This window comes from Acinetobacter sp. AR2-3, assembly GCF_001878775.1.
Classification (GTDB): domain Bacteria; phylum Pseudomonadota; class Gammaproteobacteria; order Pseudomonadales; family Moraxellaceae; genus Acinetobacter; species Acinetobacter lwoffii_D.
The window spans coordinates 15,525-38,478 of the sequence record NZ_MJIQ01000052.1; the positions used below are offsets into that span (position 1 = coordinate 15,525).

23 protein-coding genes are annotated in these 22,954 nt (G+C 44.7%); 18 read left to right on the forward strand and 5 right to left on the reverse strand.

Annotated elements, in window-relative coordinates; translation table 11 throughout:
* Positions 1-7: 7 nt before the first annotated feature.
* On the forward strand, positions 8-1,939 hold the full coding sequence (gene filF / locus BFN00_RS09845; protein WP_071851380.1) for a putative pilus system protein FilF: 1,932 nt from the start codon (positions 8-10) through the stop codon (positions 1,937-1,939).
* A gap of 59 nt (positions 1,940-1,998) precedes the next feature.
* On the opposite strand, the gene BFN00_RS09850 is transcribed toward filF, so the two are convergent.
* Positions 1,999-2,547, reverse strand: coding sequence for an NUDIX hydrolase (locus tag BFN00_RS09850; RefSeq protein WP_171260787.1), 549 nt, complete (start codon positions 2,545-2,547; stop codon positions 1,999-2,001).
* 123 nt (positions 2,548-2,670) lie between these two features.
* Here BFN00_RS09850 and BFN00_RS09855 point away from each other — a divergent pair, with 123 nt between their 5' ends.
* The 9 genes from BFN00_RS09855 to BFN00_RS09895 all read left to right on the forward strand — a co-directional run bounded on the left by BFN00_RS09855 (position 2,671) and on the right by BFN00_RS09895 (position 11,041).
* Positions 2,671-3,279: an NUDIX hydrolase gene (locus tag BFN00_RS09855; RefSeq protein ID WP_071851384.1), complete on the forward strand. Its 609-nt coding sequence runs from the start codon at positions 2,671-2,673 to the stop codon at positions 3,277-3,279.
* A 24-nt stretch (positions 3,280-3,303) separates the two neighbouring features.
* Complete coding sequence (locus tag BFN00_RS09860) at positions 3,304-3,831, forward strand: gamma carbonic anhydrase family protein (RefSeq protein WP_171260788.1); 528 nt, start codon at positions 3,304-3,306, stop codon at positions 3,829-3,831.
* Positions 3,832-3,967: 136 nt separating this feature from the next.
* On the forward strand, positions 3,968-4,633 hold the full coding sequence (gene tsaB, locus BFN00_RS09865) for a tRNA (adenosine(37)-N6)-threonylcarbamoyltransferase complex dimerization subunit type 1 TsaB (RefSeq protein WP_071851389.1): 666 nt from the start codon (positions 3,968-3,970) through the stop codon (positions 4,631-4,633).
* Positions 4,634-4,649: 16 nt separating this feature from the next.
* The gene (locus tag BFN00_RS09870) at positions 4,650-5,474 is read left to right on the forward strand and encodes an undecaprenyl-diphosphate phosphatase (RefSeq protein WP_004279167.1); all 825 of its coding nucleotides are present in this window, start codon (positions 4,650-4,652) and stop codon (positions 5,472-5,474) included.
* Positions 5,468-6,289: a class I SAM-dependent methyltransferase gene (locus tag BFN00_RS09875; RefSeq protein WP_071851392.1), complete on the forward strand. Its 822-nt coding sequence runs from the start codon at positions 5,468-5,470 to the stop codon at positions 6,287-6,289. Before BFN00_RS09870 ends, BFN00_RS09875 begins: the two co-directional genes overlap by 7 nt.
* 120 nt (positions 6,290-6,409) lie before the next feature.
* Positions 6,410-7,792, forward strand: a complete 1,383-nt coding sequence (locus BFN00_RS09880; protein WP_071851394.1) for a C13 family peptidase — start codon at positions 6,410-6,412, stop codon at positions 7,790-7,792.
* A gap of 43 nt (positions 7,793-7,835) precedes the next feature.
* The gene (gene fghA, locus BFN00_RS09885) at positions 7,836-8,672 is read left to right on the forward strand and encodes an S-formylglutathione hydrolase (protein ID WP_071851396.1); all 837 of its coding nucleotides are present in this window, start codon (positions 7,836-7,838) and stop codon (positions 8,670-8,672) included.
* Positions 8,673-8,792: 120 nt separating this feature from the next.
* Positions 8,793-9,890 (forward strand): YjgN family protein, encoded by a 1,098-nt coding sequence (locus tag BFN00_RS09890; protein WP_071851397.1) that lies wholly within the window; start codon positions 8,793-8,795, stop codon positions 9,888-9,890.
* A gap of 11 nt (positions 9,891-9,901) precedes the next feature.
* Positions 9,902-11,041: a M48 family metallopeptidase gene (locus BFN00_RS09895; RefSeq protein ID WP_071851399.1), complete on the forward strand. Its 1,140-nt coding sequence runs from the start codon at positions 9,902-9,904 to the stop codon at positions 11,039-11,041.
* A gap of 44 nt (positions 11,042-11,085) precedes the next feature.
* On the opposite strand, the gene BFN00_RS09900 is transcribed toward BFN00_RS09895, so the two are convergent.
* The gene (locus BFN00_RS09900; RefSeq protein ID WP_071851402.1) at positions 11,086-11,364 is read right to left on the reverse strand and encodes a DUF2218 domain-containing protein; all 279 of its coding nucleotides are present in this window, start codon (positions 11,362-11,364) and stop codon (positions 11,086-11,088) included.
* A 168-nt stretch (positions 11,365-11,532) separates the two neighbouring features.
* Here BFN00_RS09900 and rpe point away from each other — a divergent pair, with 168 nt between their 5' ends.
* The 3 genes from rpe to BFN00_RS09915 all read left to right on the forward strand — a co-directional run bounded on the left by rpe (position 11,533) and on the right by BFN00_RS09915 (position 13,722).
* Positions 11,533-12,219: a ribulose-phosphate 3-epimerase gene (gene rpe, locus BFN00_RS09905; protein ID WP_005247170.1), complete on the forward strand. Its 687-nt coding sequence runs from the start codon at positions 11,533-11,535 to the stop codon at positions 12,217-12,219.
* Positions 12,220-12,847: 628 nt separating this feature from the next.
* The gene (locus BFN00_RS09910; protein WP_004279177.1) at positions 12,848-13,165 is read left to right on the forward strand and encodes a DMT family transporter; all 318 of its coding nucleotides are present in this window, start codon (positions 12,848-12,850) and stop codon (positions 13,163-13,165) included.
* A gap of 71 nt (positions 13,166-13,236) precedes the next feature.
* The gene (locus tag BFN00_RS09915) at positions 13,237-13,722 is read left to right on the forward strand and encodes a methylated-DNA--[protein]-cysteine S-methyltransferase (protein ID WP_071851405.1); all 486 of its coding nucleotides are present in this window, start codon (positions 13,237-13,239) and stop codon (positions 13,720-13,722) included.
* A gap of 373 nt (positions 13,723-14,095) precedes the next feature.
* Here BFN00_RS09915 and BFN00_RS09920 read toward each other — a convergent pair whose 3' ends face one another.
* The 3 genes from BFN00_RS09920 to paaZ form a co-directional block, all read right to left on the reverse strand.
* On the reverse strand, positions 14,096-15,031 hold the full coding sequence (locus BFN00_RS09920) for a tRNA dihydrouridine synthase (RefSeq protein WP_213032102.1): 936 nt from the start codon (positions 15,029-15,031) through the stop codon (positions 14,096-14,098).
* A 187-nt stretch (positions 15,032-15,218) separates the two neighbouring features.
* Positions 15,219-16,658, reverse strand: coding sequence for a spinster family MFS transporter (locus BFN00_RS09925; protein WP_005172468.1), 1,440 nt, complete (start codon positions 16,656-16,658; stop codon positions 15,219-15,221).
* A gap of 194 nt (positions 16,659-16,852) precedes the next feature.
* On the reverse strand, positions 16,853-18,964 hold the full coding sequence (paaZ, locus tag BFN00_RS09930) for a phenylacetic acid degradation bifunctional protein PaaZ (RefSeq protein WP_071851411.1): 2,112 nt from the start codon (positions 18,962-18,964) through the stop codon (positions 16,853-16,855).
* Between the two features lie 275 nt (positions 18,965-19,239).
* Here paaZ and paaA point away from each other — a divergent pair, with 275 nt between their 5' ends.
* The 5 genes from paaA (at position 19,240) to BFN00_RS09955 (ending at position 22,942) form a co-directional block, all read left to right on the forward strand.
* On the forward strand, positions 19,240-20,184 hold the full coding sequence (gene paaA, locus BFN00_RS09935) for a 1,2-phenylacetyl-CoA epoxidase subunit PaaA (protein WP_004646055.1): 945 nt from the start codon (positions 19,240-19,242) through the stop codon (positions 20,182-20,184).
* Positions 20,185-20,215: 31 nt separating this feature from the next.
* Entirely contained in the window at positions 20,216-20,506 is a 291-nt protein-coding gene (paaB, locus tag BFN00_RS09940) for a 1,2-phenylacetyl-CoA epoxidase subunit PaaB (protein WP_004279183.1), read from the forward strand.
* 17 nt (positions 20,507-20,523) lie between these two features.
* A complete protein-coding gene (gene paaC / locus BFN00_RS09945; RefSeq protein WP_071851413.1) occupies positions 20,524-21,279 on the forward strand; it encodes a 1,2-phenylacetyl-CoA epoxidase subunit PaaC in 756 nt (251 codons plus the stop codon).
* A 28-nt stretch (positions 21,280-21,307) separates the two neighbouring features.
* Positions 21,308-21,808 (forward strand): 1,2-phenylacetyl-CoA epoxidase subunit PaaD, encoded by a 501-nt coding sequence (gene paaD, locus BFN00_RS09950; protein WP_071851415.1) that lies wholly within the window; start codon positions 21,308-21,310, stop codon positions 21,806-21,808.
* Positions 21,809-21,883: 75 nt separating this feature from the next.
* A complete protein-coding gene (locus BFN00_RS09955; protein ID WP_071851417.1) occupies positions 21,884-22,942 on the forward strand; it encodes a 2Fe-2S iron-sulfur cluster-binding protein in 1,059 nt (352 codons plus the stop codon).
* Positions 22,943-22,954: the final 12 nt, after the last annotated feature.

Genomic DNA, 22,954 nt, shown 5'->3' on the forward strand with positions numbered 1-22,954 from the left:
CAAAAAGATGAAAAATAAAATATTATTTCCATTCGCTTTAACCACACTTTTAACGGCACTGAGCGGGTGTGGGGGGGAAAGTGCCAATGTCATTCCAGAAAAAAACGATGAAGCCACAACCAATGGTACTTGTACCCCAGGTACAACTAACTGTGTGGAATGGGGGCTGGAATATCCGCTCGATGGTTTGAACTTTAACTGTAGTAGCGATACAGAAAATACCTTTATTACGTTATTTGACAGTAAAAATGGGGTTGCTTCTGGAACCTGTCAAAAGACGGATAATATTGAGTTTTATATTCAAAGTTTTGCTTCGCGCAAGATTAATTTAGGTCAAATTAAACTCAGCGATTATGCCAGTTTTAGTGCCCAGACTCAGCTGCCACGTTTAAGTGTTATTGATATTGCGAGTGGGATTAGCGGACGTCGGGTAAGTAACTTGGAGCCTGGTGATCCTACCGTTCAGGTGGCCATGCGTCTGGTTAAAATTCTGCAAGCTTTGGCACTACAAAAGGGAAGTATTGTTAATCCATCTGATGTGCAACCTTTATATATTACTGAAGACATGCGCAAAAATTTGGCTAAAATCAGTGGAAATATTAGTCTGACTGATACTGATTTGGCGACTAAAATCAAAGATTTTGTTGATATCAGCACAATTTCGGATGAGGTTGCTTTTACCACAGTCAAAAAACTGGTGACGATTGCCAACGCAGCTGTGTATCAGCCAGAATTTTCATTATTTTCAACATCCGGCGTGATTGGAGGTAACCTGACGGGTTCAGATGGACTGGTGGGTTGTAATCAAAGCCCTTGTGATATTAAGAATAAGAATACTAAATATTTATTTGGCCATTTTATGCTGATTACCGATCGCCAGGGCTATACCTTTGGCAGTGGCTTACAATGGCGTGATACTCAGTTAACCTTGGCTAAAGAAAATTTATCTTCCTTAGGGGGGATTAATGCTCAACTCATCCGTAAGGTGAAACCGGTACAAATGACCGCTGATCCGCAAAGTTCATGGATTCATCCAACCAGTAAAACCATTAACACGCCTTACCGCTTGAATGTCGCAAATAATGCGACTCAGCTTGAACTCTATCAAGGCAGATTATTGAATGATTATGTGATCGCGGGTAAAGAAGCTTTCTATAAAGTGGTGACTGATAAAAAATTGCTTGATACTTCGGATCAAGCCAACCTGGGGTTGTGGCGTTTGCAGGCCGATGGTGAAAACTATACGGGAAGCGTTGATCTCTACAAGATTTTCCCGATTAGTTATCTGGATCGTCAGGTCTTTAAAACAGCGCAGAATGTCCCAGATGGGGAGAAATATATCTTCCCAATGTATGCCAATCTGGAATTTAAATTTACAGATACCACTGTCAGCCCAATTACTTTAGGAATTGTAATTGACAGTAATGGTGATGTACGCACCAATATGCAATCCTCTAGTAATTTTGCGACTGATCCGGTGAATGGCTGTCAAGGTGATGTATTGGCAGCTACGCTCTTAGATCATCAAGGCATACAACAATATCGCCTTGGAACTTTGGGACGTGCATTTGTGGCTGATAAAGCGGTTTCCATGCGCCTGATTTTGGCCAATGAAAAGTTTGGTAATATCAATGGCGCATTGGTAGGGGTAGATTCACGCATCCAGTCTTCACCGGATTCTAGGGATTCGATTGTGATCGGTGGTGCGCTGCTCAATTTGTCTAATGTGCTGGATACTAATGTTGGCCAGAATGGGCGTGTAACTTTCCTGAATTCGGCAGGTGATGGGGTACAATGGGCCAATACCTATGCGAGTTTTCAAAAAGTTTATAATAATAACAATGAGGGTGAAACACCGGCAGATATTAGCCTGGCAAAATTAAACGGTGGTTCGGTTGAGTTTAAACTCGCGGATTGCTATCAAGTCAAAGCTAAATAATATTCCTTAGAAATAAAAAAAATCCCATCTTAGTATGGGATTTTTTATACAGATTAGATTTAACCCGTGTGGTCTAGACGTGTGCCTAAGGTTTCCAGATGCATTGGGAAAGTGTTGCTTTTACGATCTTCAAAATAATGTCTGAGGGTGTGTTCTACACTCGGGAAGGCTAGTTCGGTCCAGGGAATATCTGCTTCATCAAATAAACGTGTTTCGATGGTCTCTTCACCCGCACCAAATTTTCCATCAATCAGATTGGCTTTAAATAGCACATAAATCTGACCAATACGTGGAATGTTATACATACAGTACAACTGTTCAATGTCTACTTCAGCTTCGGCTTCTTCGCGGGTTTCCCGGGCAGCCCCTTGCTCCATGGTTTCAAACAGTTCCATATAGCCGGCAGGTAAAGTCCATAAGCCATAGCGTGGTTCAATGGCACGACGGCACAACAGTACTTTGTTTTCGAACAGGACTAAAGTGCCACAAATCACTTTCGGATTAATGTAATGAATAGAGCCGCATGAATCACATACGCTGCGAATTTGCTGATCGCCCAAAGGAATTTTAGCAGTGGTTTTATGTCCACAATTCACACAGAAGTTCATATTCATCATCAATGATAAAAGTATGCTCAGGATAACTGAAAAAGCAAAATTTGGCATCATTTCTCTCCCGCCCCGGCTAAAATCAGCTATGATGAAATTATGATCATCGTCAGGGTTGAAAGAATGGATGCATGTGAATTGACACAAAGGTTGCAGCAACGCTTACGTTTTTCCAGGCGTATCCGATCTGCACATGCTGCCGTGTTGATTGCAATTACAGATGAAGCTGATCCGAAAGTATTGCTGACGCGCCGTTCAGCTTATTTGAATAATCATGCTGGAGAAGTCTCATTTCCGGGTGGCAAGCGCGATCCGCAAGATACCAGTAATATTGTGGTGGCTCTAAGAGAAGCCTATGAGGAAACGGCACTCAATCCTTTTGATGTACATTTAATGGGTGATTTGCCGATGCAAAAAGCCCGCAATGGCATGCTGGTCAAACCGATTGTGGGACTGATTCCTCCGCAAGTGAAGCTGATTCCACAACCGACGGAAATCGACCGGATTTTCTTTGCCTCATTGCAGCATTTGCTTGAAGTGACGCCTACGCCTTATGAAGTTCGCTTTGCCCAGCAATCTTTATATTTTCCGAGTATGCGGGTAGAAAATGAAGTGGTCTGGGGATTGACCGCACGTATGCTGATTTCTTTATTTCAATATGGGCTAGATTATAAAAAAGACTGGCCATTCTTGCTTAATTCTCCAACGTTTAAACGCTCCAAATTTTTTTAACCATTGAACAGGATTTTATCAATGTTGTACAAATTTCAGGGACATATACCTACCGCTACACATCAGCCCTGGGATGGCTGGGTGGCACCAACGGCAACAGTGATTGGACAGGTTGAGCTTGGACGACAAGTCAGTGTCTGGTTTGGGGCTGTAGTACGTGCAGATAACAGTAAAATTAAATTGGGTGACTTTAGTAATGTGCAGGAAAATGCAGTGTTGCATACGGATGCAGGCATTGAGATGCACATTGGTGATTATGTGACAATCGGCCATCAGGCCATGCTGCATGGTTGTACCATTGGCGATAACAGCCTGATCGGGATTCAAGCAGTCATTCTAAACAATGCCGTGATTGGGAAGAATTGTATTATTGGTGCCAATGCCTTGATTCCTGAAGGCAAGATCATTCCGGATAATTCCGTGGTGATGGGCTCACCCGGTAAAGTGGTGAAAATGCTGGATGATGACAGTATTCAAAAATTAACAATGAGTGCCATGCATTATGCCGAGCATTTTCAGAAATTTCAGGATTTGGAAGAAGTGCAACTTTAAGGCACTCTTTTAATGAGTGAATCATAAGCCTAGATTTTCTAGGCATTTTTGTATCTGTTTCGGGAAAATCTCGCGTAGCGGATATGAGTGGAGTATCATATCCGCGTTTTTTATATTCTCTGAATTAAGGTTGTGCATGAAAGTGCTGGCATTGGAGACTGCCAATGAGCAGTGTTCCGTTTCTGTAATCGATGATACTCAAGAACTATTTTTTCAGCTTGATGCGCGCGCCAAGGCACAAACGCAAACGATTCTCCCGATGATTGAACAAGGTCTGCAAGATCTTGGGCTGGCCATTGCTGATTTGACCGCGATTGCCTTTAGTCGTGGTCCGGGTTCTTTTAGCGGTGTGCGTATTAATGCTGCCGTGACTCAGGCCTTGGCTTGGTCAAATGATGTGCCGGTAATTCCGGTGTCGACTTTGCAGGCTTTGGCACAAGCAGCCTACCGCTTGCACGGTCTGACTGAAGTGTCTGCGGTATTGGATGCGCGCATGAGCGAAGTCTATATCGCGAGCTATCAACTGGATGCACAAGGAATTATGCAACCGGTCGATGAAGAACAACTGTTAAGTTATGCAGAAGGCAGCCAAGCTGTGCGCTTTACCCCGGTTGGCTCAGGTGCTGAACTGGTACAAAGCGAAACTTCAATTTATAAAGATGTGCATGCGACCGCACAGGATATTGCCAGCATTGCACGTGCAGCGGCACAAGCAGAAAACTGGGTCAGTGCAGAATTGGCATTACCCGTATATTTACGCGATAACGCGTGGAAAAAAATTCCAGAACAAGGCAAAGCATAATTAATTAGGATAAAGCATGGATCTTTTACTGCTACTCAAAGCGGCCATCATGGGTATTATCGAAGGCATTACCGAGTTTTTGCCTATTTCCAGTACCGGCCATTTGATTTTGGCATCAGAATTAATGAATTTCTGGACCAAGGAAAAGAGTGATGTATTCGTCATCGCGATCCAGATGGGGGCAATTGCTGCCGTTATTTATGAATATTGGGCGCGTCTTTGGGGGGCAGCGACCGGGATTGTCAGCGGTGAACCGCAAGGTCGCCGTTTAGGCATTGGCCTGATTCTGGCTTCTATTCCGATTATATTGATTGGTCTGACGCTGGGACAAACCGTCAAACAATTACTGTTTAATGATATTGCGATTGCCATTGGTTTGATCGTCGGTGGTTTGATCATTATCTGGATTGAAAAGAATCCACCACAAGTCCGTGTACATGAAGTTGAAGAACTCAGCATTAGAGATGCGATCTGGATTGGCCTGATTCAGGTTTTATCCTTGATACCGGGGACTTCCCGTTCAGGCGCAACCATTATCGGTGCGATGTTCTTGGGTGTGTCCCGTAAAGCAGCGACTGAATTCTCATTTTTTCTGGGTATTCCGGTGATTATTGGTGCTGGCCTGCTAGATCTTTATCAAAGCTATGATGTCTTAAATACCACTGAAGACTGGACCGTGATTGGGGTTGGGCTTCTGGTTTCCTTTATCTCGGCATTGATATTAATCCGTGCGCTGGTCGCTTATGTGGCCAAACGCGACTTTATGATCTTTGCTTGGTATCGTATTGCTTCGGGTCTGCTGATTTTATTATTTGCCTATACAGGTTGGAAATTATGGTAAGTGCGATTCGCTTATATGCCGAATCTGACTATCAAGAGAAAGCACAGCACTTTGAGGCTGTGCTTTCTTCTCGTGGGGTACAGGTCGAGATTGCAACCGTTGAAAAACTCAATGCTCGTTTTTTCCGTTTAAATCCTGAACTGGCCCTTTGTGTTGATGCTGACGGACTCTGGTTATGTGCCAACGGCATGAAGATGCAACCGGACTGGCAAGCGGAAACCGGGCGTTTAAAACGCGCATCTTTAAAGTCAGAAATGATCGCACGCGCCTGCAATTTAAGTGAAAAACCAAGCTTGGTCGATGCGACTGCGGGTCTGGGGCATGACAGTCTGTTGATGGCACACTTAGGCGCGCAGGTCACCTTGGTTGAACGGCATCCGATTTTGTTCACCTTGCTTGAAGATACCCATACGCGTGCCCAGTCGGATGCATTTCTAAGTCAGGTCGTATCACGGATTCATTTGGTTTTTTCTGATTCAGCCGATTATCTGCAACAACAGGCCCAGCAGCATAAAGTTGTCGATGTAGTTTATCTTGATCCAATGTTTCCACAGCGGGATCAAAATCAGCAGGCAGTCAAAAAGCAGGCGCAGGTCAAAAAACAGATGCAGCTGTTGCATATGTTATTGCCTGAAGATGGTGAAATGGATCTGGGCGACAACTTACTGGAACTGGCCCAGAAAATTGGCAAGCGTGTCGTGGTCAAACGTCCGCGTCTGGCGGTATTTCTGGCCGGAAAAGAGCCAAATCATCAATGGCAAGGCGATGCTTGTCGCTTTGATGCGTATTTTCAGCATGAACTTGTAGCTGAATAGGATAATGGCTTCTTTATTAAGCAAAGATTTGTTATATATTTAAAATTAGCATTGATTAAATGCTTATCAAGCATAAACTTATTCAGCACATTAGCGAGCCACTCATCTCCTTGAAATCCTATGATCGACTTTAAACCCTCCATTAATTTTTGGCACGATTTTAAGAGCAACCAAATTGCCGGGATGTGGTTATTTCTGGGGTCGAGGCGTTCTTTACAACTGGTCCGTCCATCCATCATGCAACTGGTGTTCTGGGGGATCTTGGGTGGCTGCGCCAACAGTTTGTTTAGCTGGCTCAGTTCAGGCCGTATGGGAGATTTTAACTCTCAAGGTCTGATCAGTTATGCGCTTTGGCCTTTCATTGCCCTGATTGTCGGTATTTTTCTGTCACAGCGGGTCAATAATCCACGCTTGATGCTGGTGCCAGCCTTGTTGTGGCTGGTGTTAGATACCCATATCATGCTGTTCCAATGTCTGATCCAGTATCTGGGTGATCTGGATTATCTGCCTTATATCCTCTACGACTATATTCCAACGCTCTTTGTCATGCTGTTTGTCTGGCAAAGTCTGGCAGTGGTCTGGGTGATTTCACGTGAATTAAAATGGCCGTGGTGGGAACGTGCGCTGATTATGCTGGCGACCTTGTTTACGCTAGTGGTCTGGCAGATTTCAGTCAAAGATCAGCCGATCTGGAAAGTTGAAGAAATTCCACCGAGTTTTGCCGAAGATGCTTTCTATGCCCAGCCAACTCTGCTGAACAAAGCGCTGGAAAATATTGAATATGGTGAATTCGCACAGTCGCACTGGTATTTCATGGGGGTGGCCGGAGCGAGCTATCAGGATGTATTCCATTCTGAAGTTGAGCGGATTAAAGAACAGTTTGATACCCGTTTTGGTACTTTTGGCCGATCGATTGCCTTGGTCAATCACCCAGCGACACGTACCACCATGCCGATTGCTTCCAAAACCAGTATGGAGCTGGCATTGCGCCGTATGGGGCAGCAGATGAACCGGGAAAGTGATGTGCTGTTTTTATACATGACCTCTCACGGTTTGCCGAATGTGTTTGAAATGGAAAATGCCCCACTGGATCTGGCGCAGGTCGATCCAAAATGGTTGCGTGAGACACTGGATGCCTCCGGAATCCGCTGGCGCGTGATTGTGATCTCGGCATGTTTTTCAGGCAGTTTTGCTTCTGCCTTACAGAATGATAATACCTTAGTGATTACGGCTTCAGCAGCCGACCGTCAGTCTTTTGGCTGTTCGAATGAAGCGGATTATACCTATTTTGGCCGTGCGTTCTTTGATGAAGCCATGCGTGAAAATAGCAGCTTGCAAAGCGCTTTCGCACAGGCCACAGATACCGTAGCAAAATGGGAATCAGCTCAAGGTTTTGAGCCATCAGAACCGCAATGGGTCATCGGTAAGAATATGGAATTGATGTTGCCACAACTGGAGCAACGTTTATTTCCACAGACCAGTACGGCGACACCATCTCCCTAGATCAATGTCATCCACAGACCGGTTGTAATAATAAGGAATAGCCATGGAACTTATACAGAACAATAGAAGCTTTGAAGGTGAACAGCGGATTTATCGTTTTGATTCACGCTATCTTAAAACACCGACCAAGTTTGGCATTTTTCTGCCGCCTCAAGCTTTAGAAGGTCACAGCTGTCCTGCTTTATTCTATTTGGCGGGTTTGACCTGTACCGAAGAAACCTTTGCCATCAAGGCACATGCACAGCGTCTGGCGGCACAGCTTGGCTTGATTCTGATTACACTGGATACTTCGCCACGTGGCGAATGTGTGGCAGAAGGCGACAACTGGGATATCGGTCAGGGCGCAGGTTTTTATATTAATGCCACTCAGGCACCATGGGCTGAACATTACCAGATGGAAAGCTTTATAGTCGATGAACTCTATGCACTGGTCACTGAGGAGTTCGTGATCCATCCCGGAAAAATCGGCATCTTCGGCCACTCTATGGGCGGTCATGGCGCATTGACCTTGGCATTTAAATATCCAGAAAAATTCAAATCTGTTTCAGCCTTTGCACCGATTTGTGCCCCGAGCCAGTGTCCTTGGGGTGACAAAGCCTTTTCAAATTATCTGGGTACTGAGAAAGAGGAATGGCTGAAACATGATGCGACCGCTTTGGTTCAGGAAAAGGGGGTATTATTTAGCGATATCTTGATTGATCAGGGTTTTTCAGACCAGTTCTATAGTCAGCTTAATCCAGCCCTGTTTCAGCAAGCTTGTGATGCCGTCAACCAGCCGCTAACTTTGCGTGAACATCAGGGCTATGATCATGGTTATTACTTTATTCAAAGTTTCGTAGATGATCATTTGCAATTCCATGCCGTGCAGTTAAATCCTTAAAGCAAGACTGCACATATGTAGTAAAGCCAAAAAGATTAAAAAACCTCCAAAATGTTTTTACATTCTGGGGGTTTTTCTTTTAATATCAGGTGTATAAAGGTATAAAAAATTGGGGTCGTCATGCAGCAGACAGCAGACGGTATTCATGTCAGTGAGCCATTATTTCCAGCTGCTTCAAGTTTTTCGACTGAAGCCATGCCTTCGGTCAGACCGAAATACCAGCGTTATGGATTCAGGTTTCATGGCAGTGCATCCGAATATTTTGGTATCTGGATGGTGAATCTGATGCTGACCATAGTGACATTGACCTTGTACAGCCCTTGGGCCAAGGCACGCCGTATGCGTTATTTCTACGGCAATACCCAATTTTTAAACCATCGCTTCGACTTTGTGGCCATGCCGAGCCGGATCCTGCTGGGTCGTCTGTTTGCACTGGAACTGTATCTGGTTACCGTCGTACTGACCAACTATTCAATCCTTGCTACCAGTTCTTTATTGATGGTTGCTGCGCTGTGTTTGCCTTGGCTTATTCGGATGACCCTGAAATTCAAGGCCAGAAATAGCAAATATGGCAATGTGCGCTTTTATTTTAATGGCAGCAATCGCGAGGCTTATAGGGTCTTATTTCTGGCCATCCTGATCAATATCTTTACTTTGCTGCTGTTTAGTCCGGTGATGATCTGGCTCTATAAACGCTATTGCTTTAATCATTTATCGATTGGTCAGCTGCAATTCAAGCTGAATATTAACTGGTCCAAGTTTATGTCTGCCGTTTATCTGCCCTTGGGTCTTTGCCTGCTGGTTGGTATTGGCTGGCTTGCAGCAGTAGTGTACTGGGTGGACCGGATTGGGACCAACTTGTTTAGCCTAGGTTTACTGCTTAGCTATCTGCTTTGTCTGGCGCTGGTCTGGCCGGTCATTTCTGCACGTTTATACCTCATTACCTGGAATCATGTGGAGCTTGGTCAAAGTTACTTTAAAACACGGGTAACTACCTGGCGTTATAGCTGGATTGTGCTGAGCAACTGGATAGTGCGTGTTCTTAGTCTGGGCTTAATGACGCCTTGGGCTGCCATCCGTTTATATCAATATCAGTTAAAACACTTAGAACTATATGTGGCAGAAGATGAAGCTAATCTTGAGCATATCTTGCAACCTGACCCGAGTGCTTTGGCCGATGAAATCCTGGACGTATTTGATTTCGATGCGTCGTTATAGGAGTAAATGTGATGAAACGACCTGTCGAAGTTAAGTTTTATGATGGAATTCTCGCTGAAGCTCGTCGTGCCTGGATTGTACCGGATCAGCAACAAGGGATTGTCCTGAAACTTGATGAGGATATTCCAGCACAAGTTAGCGATGCAGATTTTTATTTTGCTTATCCGGACATGGCCTATATTGGTGGTGTCGGTGGTCGTAAACCGATTATTGAGCTGCCTGAAGAGCGTCGGATTGAGTTTTTAAGCAAAGCGCCGCATTGGCTCAGGATTAAACATAAAGATATTTATCATGCGATCTGGAAGTTTGAACGTTCACCGATCCTGATTTTCTTTTCCATGATCATCGTGATTAGTGCAGTGATTGTTATTTTAAAATGGGGGATTCCTTATAGCGCCAAACAGCTGGCAAAACTCCTTCCGGAGCAGACTCTGGTTGAAGTAGGCAACCGGACAGAGCAACAGTTAATTGCCCAGACCCAACCAAGTACACTCCCGGCAGAACAGCAGACACGATTAAAAACTTTGTATGAACAAAAGATTGCCGTTGGACCACCGGCAAAAATTATTTTCCGTCAAGGTGGAATAAGCATGGGCATGAATGCCGCAGCCATCCCGAATAACACCATTATTGTGACCGATGAACTGGTGAGAATCAGCGGCACCGATGAAGAAGTCCTTGCAGTACTGGCCCACGAACAAGGCCATCTGGTACAGAAGCATAGCATGCAAAAAGTGATTTCTAATCTGGGTGTGGCGGGACTGTTTGCCTTGGTAACCGGAGATTTAAATGATGTGGTCACAGTCTCTGTAGTCGTGTTGACCGATGCCGGATATTCGCAGGCGATTGAACTGGATGCCGATGACTATGCCATGCAGCATTGGCATCAACAGCAGATTTCCAGTATTCACTTGTCTAACTTTTTGCAGCGGGTGGAAAATGCCAGAATACTGGCAGAGGAGTCTCAAACCTTAAAAATGAAAAATTTCACCCTCAATATCGATGGAAAAGACCGACACCTGACAGAAACCGAACTGAAATGGATTCGCCTGATCGGGAAGTTTAAAAAATATCTGGAATCTCACCCCGAACTGGATAAAAGAATTGAGCGTATTCATGCCTTTAATGAACAGGCGAATCATCGTATTTAGTTTCTGATCATTGCTATGCCTTGATCATCAAGGCATTTTAGTCTCTATCTTTGCCAGTCGGCAGTCAGATGTTCCTGTCCCATACGGATCAGATGATCCAGAACCACATTTTCGAGTTTATTCAGGTCAGTAAATTCATCTGTACTTTGAATCGTTACGGTTAGATGATCCTGTTCAGGAGCCAATATCACTTCAGCATTTGGAAAATGAATCAGGAAATTTTGTTCGGTTTCATCAATATTAAATTTATGTTTCCAGTGATTGGCCAGGCGTTTGGCAATTCGTGAAGCTTGTTGCGTCTGGATATGGGCCATACTTTTCATCAGTTTTCTACACTATTCATCATTATCCTGCACTTTAAACCAAGCGGTGATGCCGGCATAAGCCTCAAAGCGTTACACAGCGTTTTAATCTTGCAACATCGAATCACAGTAGCCGGAGCGGATTTGATATAATGGGAAAAATCCAATTTCAACAAGCCAGGTTCTCCCATGTCCAAGCCTTATTTAATTGCCCCTTCTATTTTATCTGCTGACTTTGCCCGTTTAGGTGAAGAAGTCGAGAATGTGTTGGAAGCAGGTGCAGACGTTGTTCATTTTGATGTCATGGACAACCATTATGTACCGAACCTGACTTTTGGTGCAGGTGTTTGTAAGGCCTTGAAAAATTATGGGATCAAGGCGCCCATTGATGTGCATTTGATGGTTAAGCCGGTGGATCGCATGATCGGGGATTTCCTTGAAGCGGGTGCTGATATCATTACTTTTCATCCAGAAGCTTCTGATCATATTGACCGTTCTTTACAGTTGATCAAATCAGGTGGTGCAAAAGCGGGGCTGGTATTTAATCCGGCAACACCATTGCATTACCTGGATTATGTGCTGGATAAAGTCGATCAAATCCTGCTCATGAGCGTGAACCCGGGCTTTGGCGGACAGAAATTTATTCCAATGACTTTGGATAAATTGCGTCAGGCACGCAAACTGATCGATGCTTCAGGTCGTGATATTCGTCTGGAAGTCGATGGTGGCGTTACGCCAAGCAACATTCGTGAAATTGCCGAAGCGGGTGCCGATATGTTTGTAGCTGGTTCAGCTATTTTTGGCAAGCCGGATTATAAAGCTGTGATTGATGAAATGCGTACGGAATTAGCGAGAGTAGGGCAGGTTCAACTGTAATCGTTAAAAACTCATAAGTGCATAAATATGTGGATAACTTTATGGATAAGTGTGTAGATATCTATGTTGATAACCATATGGATATGTTGCATAAAATGTAATCGTTTGTAGCCTGATTGATTGCGATTTAGACAAAATTTGTATAAAAAGAACTCAAATTGGGTTCTTTTTTATCGCCTATAACTCTTGTCTTTGGTGGTTGTTTATTCATCATAGGTTGATAATGGAACCGGGTAAAAAGTGATCAATGTGTCGTATATTTGTGTTTCATTATGTAATTTCTCCAGACAAAGTTTAAATTTAATTGATGTGTATAACTTAATATTCTGAGTCCATTCTCATGTAATTGTTGTGAATGAATTGCCCGATTATTAGAACTATTTCTGAGTTGACATTTTCAACATCTACCATAACCAGAGTGGCTATGAATGTCGTGAAGATTTGAGTAAGACAAAGTTAAGTTGTATCTCGATAAGTGATGTTTTGTAAAAATAGCCAGATTGCTGAAACGCGGTTTTATCAAATTTTTACACCTAGGAGGAACGACCTCCCTTGTGAATTACGTATCGGAATTTACAGGAAAAATCGTCAGGACGGCCTGATTCTTATATAAAAGGAGGAGGGCTGCATGGCCTGGATCGTACTTATTCTTGCGGGTATTTTTGAAATCGTTTGGGCATATTCGATGAAGCTGTCTGAAGGCTTTACCAGACTCACTCCAAGTATTATTACCATTGTCTTCATGGTACTCAGTTTTGCTTTACTGGCTTATGCGATGCGTACTTTGCCGCTAGGTACAGCCTATACGATCTGGACCGGGATTGGTGCAGTGGGTTCATTTCTCATCGGTATTTGGGTTCTGGGTGAACCTGCTACAGCATTGCGTATGCTGGCTGCCGTACTCATCATTTCCGGTCTGGTACTGATGAAAGTATCCTCTTCATAATTTGTTTCTGCCTGTCTCGGTGAACTGGGTTAATATAGAAAATGAATCAGTGATTGGGACAGGGCGCCATCATGAACTTAAGTTATCTCTATATGGATTCTCCCGTAGGTCAGCTACAACTGGTCGCGAATGAAACCTCGCTGGTGGCTGTGCTTTGGGACTGTGAACAGCCGAATCGGGTGAAACTGGCGACCTTGGTTGAAGATCCGCAGCATCCGGTTTTGATTGAAACCAGACGTCAGCTCCAGGAATATTTTGCCGGTCAGCGCAATGTTTTTGACCTGCCTTTGGACTTTGCCGGTACTGATTTTCAGAAAAAAGTCTGGCAGGCCCTACTGAATATTCCCTACGGACAAACGCGAAGCTATCGCGACATTGCTGAACAGGTAGGTAATATCAAGGCTGTACGCGCCGTGGGTGCAGCCAATGGCAAAAACCCGATTTCGATTATTGCACCCTGTCATCGGGTGATTGGTCGCAGTGGCAAGCTGGTAGGATTTGCCGGTGGTTTGGATAAAAAAGAAATCCTGTTAAATATTGAGCGGACGCATTCATAAATCTCTTTTATAAATCAAAAAATGATCGTTCTATTCATTTTAAAATGAATATTAAAAGTTCCTTCTCCCTCTGGGATAAGAAGCACTGCTTAGCAAGGAGATGAGGGGGTAAAAACCTCTCCCTCGCCCTCTCCTACAAGGAGAGGGTATTTCCTTTGTAGTGATTATAAAAAATGATTTATGAAAGAACTTTAATATCTAAAAATTTAAAACAAATGAAAAATTAGAATATGGATGTTCTGCTAGTAGAAATTAATCTATTCATACTTTGTGATTGGATTTATTTCGAAGTGGTATTCAAAACAGCCTAAGCAGTCATAAGCTTTTACGAGCCCATAAAAAAGCCTTTGAATGATTCAAAGGCTTTTTAGTTTTAAATATTTGAAGCTTTCAGTTTTTCGGTAATCTCGGCCAGAACTTTAATCCGTTTTACTTCATCCCATAATACTTTGGCTTCAGGATAATGTTTCGACATCATGCCCAGCCATTGTTTGTAACGACCGACCATGCCAATTTCAGTTTTGGCGGGGCCATTGATAAAACGAATTTGCAGTTCCAGCAGTTCATTCCAGTTCATCAAAGGTGCATCCGAGTTTTGACGGATACATTGGGTCAGGTCGGGTGTGGTCACGGCACCACGGCCAATCATCAGGTCTTCGCAACCGGATTCCAGACGGCACTGTTTGGCATCGGCATTGTTCCAGATTTCACCATTGGCAATCACATTAATTTTCAATGCTTCACGGATCGGTTGTAACTGGTCCCAAAATGCAGGCGGGGTATAGCCATCGGCTTTGGTGCGCGCATGCACCGTCACCCAAGATGCTCCTGCATCTTCAATAGCATGGGCATTGTCCAGCATAAAGTTGCGATCCATATAACCCAGACGCATTTTCGCAGATACCGGAATATGCGCCGGTACTGCATCACGCACGGCTTTGACTAACTCATGCACCACTTCGGGTTCATCCAGTAAAACGGAACCGCCGCGATGACGGTTCACGGTTTTCGCAGGACAACCAAAATTCAGGTCAATCGCCGGTGCGCCCATTGCGGCAACTTTGGCTGCATTTGCTGCCAGCATTTCCGGATTATTTCCCAGAAACTGCACATGTACCGGCGTACCCGCCGCCGTCTTGCCATCATTTAACAGTTCCGGGCAGTAACTGTGATAAACATGATCGGGCAGGATAGAGTCGGTGACACGGATAAACTCGGTCACGCACCAGTCAAAGCTACCTACGGATGTCAGCACATCACGCATAATCGGATCGGTTAAGCCTTCCATGGGAGCAAGCACAAGTTTCAACGGTGCACACCTGTAAATTTAAAACGGTGTTATACGTTTTTTTAGCCAGCCTGTCTAGGTTGGAGGGAGAATTGAAATTTGAGAACTTGAAAATTGAGCTTGTGGAATGGATATAAAAAAGGCCTTTAATGTGGATTAAAGGCCTTTCACAGTGAAGCTTAAGATGGCTGATTAATATCCAGCTATTTTAGTCAGCCAGTTTTTCGACTTTCATACTCTCACGATAATACTGACAGCCCTTATACAACAAGAAGAAGCCAATCACTCCGGCAATGGCATTGACGATCGAAATAGAATTACCAACCATCATCGTGTTCTGAAAATATTTATCCGTGATCAACGCCACTGCGGTGGTTCCGATGCCTAAGGCAATCAGATTTGAAATTAGCAGAAACTTGGCAGAGACCTGGGCTCGTAACTGGTTTGGTGTCAGCATTTGCGTAGCAGCAGCGGATGCAGGAATCGGGAAAGTGGAGAAGAACATCGCCACAAAAATCAGCGCAAATGAAAGCTGCATATTATCGACCTGAGTAAACAGCACACTCGGAATAATCAGCGCCGCACAGCCAATGGCACCGGTACGAATTGCAGCATCGCTATAGCCACGCTTTGAAAAGAAGTCGATCAGCCAGCCACAGAACAGGGCACCAGAGGTATTTGCCACTAAAATAATCGTCCCAAGGATATAACCGGTTTGACTCGCATCCAGACCGAAATTACGCATGTAATAGGCAGGTGCCCAGCCCAGCAGCGAATACAGCATCATGGTGTAAAAAGAAAAGCCGATAAAATGACAGAAAAAGGTCTTTTTATGTGTCTTGATAAAACCGATCGAATTTTTGAAAGAGGCTTTAATGACCTGACCATCCTGACCGACTTTCATGCCCTTACGTGCAGGCTCACGCACCGTCAAAACCATCAGCAGGGCCAGCAATACGCCTGGTAGACCCACAATCATAAAGGTAAGTTGCCAGGTTTTTACTTCACCAATGAGCGGTAAAGCCACGAAGCTGACATCTTTTAGCAGGCCAATCACATAGCCGCCAATCAGGAAAGCTAAACCCGAACCAATAAAGGCACCAATCGCATATACCCCGAGTGCACGGCCTAATTTATCTTTGGGAAATAAATCGGCAACGATTGAATAAAAGGCAGGGGAAAGCGCAGCTTCACCGGCACCCACACTCAAACGTGCAATAAACATTTGAATAAAGTTTTTACTGAGACCACAGGCCGCTGTAGCGAGGCTCCAGAATGCAATCCCGGTCGCAATAATTTTAATCCGGGACTTTTGATCCGCCAGCGCGGCAATGGGCAGACCCATAATGGCATAAAACAAGGAGAAGGCTAGACCCTGTAACAGGCTGAACTGGGTATCGCTTAGCATTAAATCGGCTTTAATCGGTTCAATCATTAAGGATAAAATTTGACGGTCTACAAATGACAGAATGTAAGCCACCATACAAATGACCACCACATACCATTGATAGGTGCTGCTTTCCGGTGGTGGTTCAATCTGTTCAGACAGCGGCACGGCCGTTTCTGTCGGTGTAGGCTCAAAACTTTGATTGGGCGGTTGAATCGTCCTTTCAACCATGTCTATGTCTAGCGATTTATCATTCATCATGCAACATCCTGTGCTGATCGTTTGAGATATTTATTTGATACTTTTAATTTATATATCATTTTTATTTTGTATCGTGTTTGATCAATCTAAAGTTTAATTGGATTGACGTCAATCTGTTTTTTAAGAATAGATACAAATAATATTTGAATCAAAAAAAAAGGAATCATAATGATTCCTTTTTTGAGTTTAAATGTTTAGCCGCGCTCAACCAGGGTCAAAATATCATAGGTTGCGACCAGTTCATTGCGCTGATTTTTGACTTTAATATCCCAGACCACCACACCATGTGGTTTCTGTGCCGGATCGCGCAGTGCTTTTGGAGTTTTCTGCTTACAGGTCAGTTCTACCTGAATGGTATCGCCAATTTTCACCGGCTCTACAAAGCGCAAGTTGTCCATGCCATAGTTGGCAATGACCGGGCCTGGAGCAGCCTCGACGAATAAACCGGCCGCGGCAGATACCACAAAGTAACCATGGGCCACGCGCTCACCAAACAGTGATTCTGCCGCAGCAATTTTGTCCATATGCGCATAAAAGTGATCACCGCTCAGGCAGCCGAAATTCACCAGATCGGCTTCGGTCACGCTACGTCGTGCAGTCAGTAAACGCTCACCGATACGCAATTCATCAAATGATTTTTTGAATGGATGCACACGGTCTTCAAAGACCTGAGCACCAGCCGTCCAGCTATGACCGACTTGGGTCATGGCATTCGGGGAACCTTGAATTGCAGTCCGTTGCATATAATGTTTCACTGCACGTAAGCCACCGAGCTCCTCACCGCCACCGGCACGTCCCGGTCCGCCATGCACCAGCAAAGGTAGTGGCGAGCCATGTCCGGTACTTTCTTTGGCACTTTCAGCATCCAGAATATGGACACGGCCATGCCATGGCGCAATTTTGCTGAGCAGTTGTTCAATATTTTCATCGGTATTGCGTACGATGGATGCTACCAGACTACCTTCGCCACGTGCCACCAGGTCAGCCAGCTGAGCCAGGTCAGTATATGGTATTAAAGTGACTACAGGTCCAAATGCTTCAATTTTATGAATATTTTCTGCCTGAGCCGGTGCTTTGCAGACCAAGACTGTTGGTGGATAACATGCGGACTTCTCAGTATTTTGTACTTGAATCTTAAAGTCCTGACGCAAGTGACTACCGAACACAATTTCTGCATCCTGGCTGAGCTGTTCAACTTTTGCCGCGACATCATGTTTCTGTTTGACGCTGGCCAAAGCACCCATTGTCACGCCTTCCTGAGCCGGATCACCGACAACCACTTTTTTCAGTTTTTCAATTAGGCGACTCTGTACGGTGTCCAAAAGTTCAGCCGGAATGAACGCACGACGAATTGCGGTACATTTTTGTCCGGCTTTAGAGGTCATTTCACGGAAAACTTCACGGACAAATAAATCAATCGTTTCATCATTGGCCTGCTCGGTCAAAATCGCACTGTTGACCGAGTCTGCTTCCATGGTAAATGGAATCGAGTAGGCATTTAAATGTGGATGCGAACGGAGTTTTTGCCCGGTTGAAGCAGAACCGGTAAAAGTGACCGTATCTTGAGGATTTAAATGATCAAATAAATCATAGATCTGTCCACAAATGAGCTGCAGTGAACCTTCTGGCAAGAAACCGCTTTCATGAATGGCTTTGACCACGGCATGGGTCAGCTCGGCACCTTCGGTCGCCGGTTTGACAATACAGGGTACGCCTGCCAGCAGTGTCGGTGCGATTTTCTCCAGCATGCCCCAGATCGGAAAGTTAAAGGCATTGATATGAACGGCGACACCGGCTTTAGGCGTCAGAATATGCTTCGCGCCAAAGCTACCTTGCTTAGAAAGAGGAATCCAGGCATCTTCAACCCATGCGGTTTCATCACTCAATTCACGACGTACCAAACTTGAATAGGCATATAAGGTTCCAATCCCGCCTTCAATATCAATCCAGGCATCTTTACGGGTACAGCCGGTCGCCTTGGCAAGCTCATAAAAGTCTTCTTTGCGCTCCATCAAATACTGTGCCACTTGCTTCAGTGCATTGGCACGTTGATGAAACGTCCATGTGGCAATAGTCGCGCCTTTTTGTTTGGCATACTTCACCACGGCTTGGGTATTGATGCCCTGACTGCCGACCTGATAAACCGCTTCACCACTAATGGCATGATAAACCGTACGTAAATCGGCTTGCGCTGTGTATTCATGGCCGTACACCAGTGAAGCTAAGCTTTTGATAGTAATGGGATTATTAATTGATTCAGTATCTTGATAATCCATTGTGCTTGAGCTGCTGTCTAACTCTAACATTGTAAAAACTCCATTTGTGATACGTTTTGAGAAGTATTTTTAATTTTGATGTTTCATAATTTGTGTTGAAAAATTGAAAATGTCAATCATAAATCTGTATTTAAAAATGAGTAATAATAAAATAAAAAATATTAAATGATATAAAACATATATTTATAAAAAATAAGGGGTAAAAATTAAATGATACAAATAAATATATATTGATTTTAATTACGTATCGTTTTAATTTGAATATATCAACACTTGGGATAAGTGAGGGAACAATGAATAATCAAATGAATAATCAACAACAAATCTTTGATCAAAAGATTGAAAAGGATATTTCCATAGAGCCGAAGGACTGGATGCCAGATGCTTATCGTAAGACTTTGATTCGTCAGATCGGTCAGCACGCGCACTCTGAAGTGGTGGGCATGTTACCGGAAGGCAACTGGATTACCCGTGCACCGACCTTGAAACGTAAAGCCGTGCTGATGGCAAAAGTCCAGGATGAAGCCGGTCATGCTTTGTATCTGTACAGCGCTGCAGAAACCTTGGGTGCGGATCGTGACGACATGATGGATAAACTGATTGCCGGTCGCATGAAATATTCTTCAATTTTTAACTATCCAACCCTGAGCTGGGCCGATGTTGCCGCGATTGGCTGGCTGGTGGATGGTGCGGCAATTGTCAATCAGGTTGCGCTGTGCCGTACGTCTTATGGTCCTTATGCCCGCGCTATGGTGCGTGTGTGTAAAGAAGAAAGTTTCCATCAGCGTCAGGGCTTTGAAGCCATGATGGAATTGGCCAATGGTACGCCGGAACAAAAGCAGATGGCACAGGATGCAGTGAACCGTTTCTGGTGGCCGGCACTGATGATGTTTGGTCCAAGTGACGATAATTCACCGAACAGTGCACAAAGTATGCAGTGGAAAATTAAATTATTCAGCAACGATGAGCTACGTCAGAAATTTGTCGATAACACCGTGTCGCAAGTCTTACAGCTAGGTTTAACCGTTCCAGATCCAGACCTCAAATTCAATGAAGCTACCGGACATTACGAATTTGGTGAAATCAATTGGGATGAGTTCTTTGCGATTCTTGCAGGCAAGGGACCTTGTAACCATGAGCGTATCGAAGCACGCCGAAAAGCCTGGGAAGGCGGTAAGTGGGTACGTGATTCAGCAGCAGTCTATGCGCAAAAACAGCAGCAACAGTCAGCAGCACAAAAAGTTGCTTAAAACATTTTGATCAATATAGGGAAATTTGCTCATGAATAACAAAAACAACTGGTCACTTTATGAAGTGTTTGTGCGTAGTAAACAGGGTCTGAGTCACCGTCATGTTGGCAGCCTGCGTGCGCCAGATGAGGAGGTCGCACTACAAAATGCCCGCGATGTGTATACCCGCCGCAATGAAGGGATCAGTATCTGGGTGGTGAAATCTGAATTGATTACCTCTTCCCAGCCAGATGAAAAAGCAGAATTTTTTGAACCGGCTTTGGACAAGGTCTATCGCCATCCAACCTTTTATAACATTCCAGCTGGCATCGAGCACATGTAAAGGGAAAGGTGAAGATTATGACAAATCAAGTATTGGCAGAATTTCTTTTACATGTGGGCGACAGTCAACTGGTGTTGTCGCATCGTTTGGCAGAATGGTGTGGCCATGCCCCTGAACTGGAACTGGATATTGCCTTGGCCAATATCGGACTGGATTTATTGGGTCAGGCACGTACTGCCCTCAGTCTGGCCGGTGAAGTGGAAGGACAGGGCCGTGATGAAGACAAACTGGCATATTTCCGCACCGAACGTGAATACCGTAATTTGCTGCTGTGTGAACAGCCGAATGGTGATTTTGCCCAGACTTTGGTGCGCCAGTGGTTGATGGATCACTACCACGCTTTATTGTTTAGCGCCTTAAGTCACAGTCAGCATGCTGAACTAGCTGCTTTTGCAGTGAAATCGCTCAAGGAAGTGAAATATCACCAGCGTTTTTCCACCACCTGGATGGAACGCCTAAGTTTAGGTACCGCAGAAGCGCATGAAAAAATCCAGCAAGGTCTAAACCAGTTATGGCGTTTTACCGAGGAACTTTTTGTCTTGACGGCTGATGAAAGACAGTTGGTCGATAGCGGTGTTATTCCAGAGATTGAACACTTGAAAGCCCAGTGGCTGGAAACAGTTACAGCAGAGTTAGCCCGATTTGAATTAAGTCTGCCAGAGCTGGGTGCTTATCGGAGTGGAGCTAAACAGGGTTTACATACAGAACATCTCGGTTTTGTTTTGGCTGAACTGCAATACATGCAGCGCTCATATCCAAACATGAACTGGTAATTCGGCACAATCACAGGGAGTGAGTCGCATGAATCTGATTCGACACGTAGAAGATCAATGTTGGGACGTTTTGCAGCAGGTTTCTGATCCAGAGATTCCGGTATTGTCAGTGATTGATCTGGGCATGATTCGTGGCGTCGAGCTGAATCAGCAGGATGAAATTGTGGTGCGACTCACGCCGACCTATAGCGGCTGTCCGGCCACGGATGTATTAAAAGCAGAAATTACCCAGGCTTTTGAGGCGAACGGTTTGACGCCGGTCAAAGTCATTGTAGATCTGTCTGAGGCTTGGACCACGGACTGGATGAGTGAATCGGGCAAACACAAATTACAGCAATATGGGATCGCCCCGCCGCAAGGTCAAGCGCATAGTTGTGGTACGCATGTGGCATTGAGCGATGGCATCACCTGTCCACAGTGCTTAAGTAACAACAGCAAACTATTAAGTGAATTCGGTTCGACCGCCTGTAAAGCTTTATATCAATGTCGGGACTGCTTAGAAACTTTTGACTATTTCAAATGTATTTAATTGTAACGATTGCGCGGTGGGCAGGGTAAACCAATAACAAGCCTGAACACCGTCACCTAAAAGAAGGATTTTGCCATGAGCCAATTTATACCATTAACCATTAAATCGATTCAGCCACAAACCGAGCAGGCGATCTGCATTGCCTTTGATCTCGCGCCTGAGCAGTTGGATGCTTTCCAATATCAGCCGGGTCAACACCTGACCATTCGTCATTTAACCGATGACGGCGAGCTGCGCCGTTGCTATTCGATTTGTAGTGATACTCAGGAAGACATGAGTATTGCGATTAAAAAAATTGATCAAGGTCAGTTCTCGACCTGGGCCAATGCGCATCTCAAAGCGGGCGATGTACTGGAAGTCATGCCACCGCAAGGGGTGTTCTTTCAGAAAGCAGCCAAGGCCGGTGGCCAGAATTATCTAGGGTTTGCAGCAGGCAGTGGCATTACGCCAATTTTATCGATTGTAAAATCGGTGCTAAACCGTCAAGCAGAAGCCACATTTACCTTGGTATATGGCAACCGTTCCTGGAAACAGACCATGTTTTCTGAACAGATCATGGACTTGAAAGACCGTTTTAAGGAACGTCTGCAACTGGTAAATATTTTTTCACGTGAACTGAATGACAGCGAAATCTTTAACGGTCGTATCAATGCGGATAAATTGCAGCAGCTGTTTCAGGCCAATCTGATTTCAGCCGACACAGATCACTGTTTTGCCTGTGGTCCTGAAGAAATGATGGCGGCGGTCGAAACGGTATTACCGACTTGGGGCATTCAACGCAGCAAGATTCACACTGAACGCTTCAATACGGGTACTGCACCGAAAGCAACCGCCCAGCAGATTGAAAGCCGCAGCGAAGAACGCGTCAATATCATCCTCGATGGTCGCGAGCTGATTGTTGAAGTCTCCAAACAGGATGACAGTATTTTAGATGCTGCGCTACGTGCCGGAGCCGATCTGCCTTATGCCTGTAAGGGCGGTGTTTGTGCCACCTGTAAATGTAAGGTGTTAGAGGGCCAGGTTGAAATGGCGGTGAATTACAGTCTGGAAGAAGATGAAATCCAGAAAGGCTATGTGCTCAGTTGTCAGGCACGTCCAACCACGGCCAATGTACGTCTGAGTTTTGATGAATAACAGCTGAATTTA

What these genes read in the sequence shown, in the direction of transcription:
- filF (WP_071851380.1), top strand. Translation starts at nt 8, where the DNA reads ATGAAAAATAAAATATTATTTCCATTCGCTTTAACCACACTTTTAACG.
- BFN00_RS09850 (WP_171260787.1), bottom strand. Translation starts at nt 2,547, where the DNA reads ATGAACTTCTGTGTGAATTGTGGACATAAAACCACTGCTAAAATTCCT.
- BFN00_RS09855 (WP_071851384.1), top strand. Translation starts at nt 2,671, where the DNA reads ATGGATGCATGTGAATTGACACAAAGGTTGCAGCAACGCTTACGTTTT.
- tsaB (WP_071851389.1), top strand. Translation starts at nt 3,968, where the DNA reads ATGAAAGTGCTGGCATTGGAGACTGCCAATGAGCAGTGTTCCGTTTCT.
- BFN00_RS09870 (WP_004279167.1), top strand. Translation starts at nt 4,650, where the DNA reads ATGGATCTTTTACTGCTACTCAAAGCGGCCATCATGGGTATTATCGAA.
- BFN00_RS09875 (WP_071851392.1), top strand. Translation starts at nt 5,468, where the DNA reads ATGGTAAGTGCGATTCGCTTATATGCCGAATCTGACTATCAAGAGAAA.
- BFN00_RS09880 (WP_071851394.1), top strand. Translation starts at nt 6,410, where the DNA reads ATGATCGACTTTAAACCCTCCATTAATTTTTGGCACGATTTTAAGAGC.
- fghA (WP_071851396.1), top strand. Translation starts at nt 7,836, where the DNA reads ATGGAACTTATACAGAACAATAGAAGCTTTGAAGGTGAACAGCGGATT.
- BFN00_RS09890 (WP_071851397.1), top strand. Translation starts at nt 8,793, where the DNA reads ATGCAGCAGACAGCAGACGGTATTCATGTCAGTGAGCCATTATTTCCA.
- BFN00_RS09895 (WP_071851399.1), top strand. Translation starts at nt 9,902, where the DNA reads ATGAAACGACCTGTCGAAGTTAAGTTTTATGATGGAATTCTCGCTGAA.
- BFN00_RS09900 (WP_071851402.1), bottom strand. Translation starts at nt 11,364, where the DNA reads ATGAAAAGTATGGCCCATATCCAGACGCAACAAGCTTCACGAATTGCC.
- rpe (WP_005247170.1), top strand. Translation starts at nt 11,533, where the DNA reads ATGTCCAAGCCTTATTTAATTGCCCCTTCTATTTTATCTGCTGACTTT.
- BFN00_RS09910 (WP_004279177.1), top strand. Translation starts at nt 12,848, where the DNA reads ATGGCCTGGATCGTACTTATTCTTGCGGGTATTTTTGAAATCGTTTGG.
- BFN00_RS09915 (WP_071851405.1), top strand. Translation starts at nt 13,237, where the DNA reads ATGAACTTAAGTTATCTCTATATGGATTCTCCCGTAGGTCAGCTACAA.
- BFN00_RS09925 (WP_005172468.1), bottom strand. Translation starts at nt 16,658, where the DNA reads ATGATGAATGATAAATCGCTAGACATAGACATGGTTGAAAGGACGATT.
- paaZ (WP_071851411.1), bottom strand. Translation starts at nt 18,964, where the DNA reads ATGTTAGAGTTAGACAGCAGCTCAAGCACAATGGATTATCAAGATACT.
- paaA (WP_004646055.1), top strand. Translation starts at nt 19,240, where the DNA reads ATGAATAATCAACAACAAATCTTTGATCAAAAGATTGAAAAGGATATT.
- paaB (WP_004279183.1), top strand. Translation starts at nt 20,216, where the DNA reads ATGAATAACAAAAACAACTGGTCACTTTATGAAGTGTTTGTGCGTAGT.
- paaC (WP_071851413.1), top strand. Translation starts at nt 20,524, where the DNA reads ATGACAAATCAAGTATTGGCAGAATTTCTTTTACATGTGGGCGACAGT.
- paaD (WP_071851415.1), top strand. Translation starts at nt 21,308, where the DNA reads ATGAATCTGATTCGACACGTAGAAGATCAATGTTGGGACGTTTTGCAG.
- BFN00_RS09955 (WP_071851417.1), top strand. Translation starts at nt 21,884, where the DNA reads ATGAGCCAATTTATACCATTAACCATTAAATCGATTCAGCCACAAACC.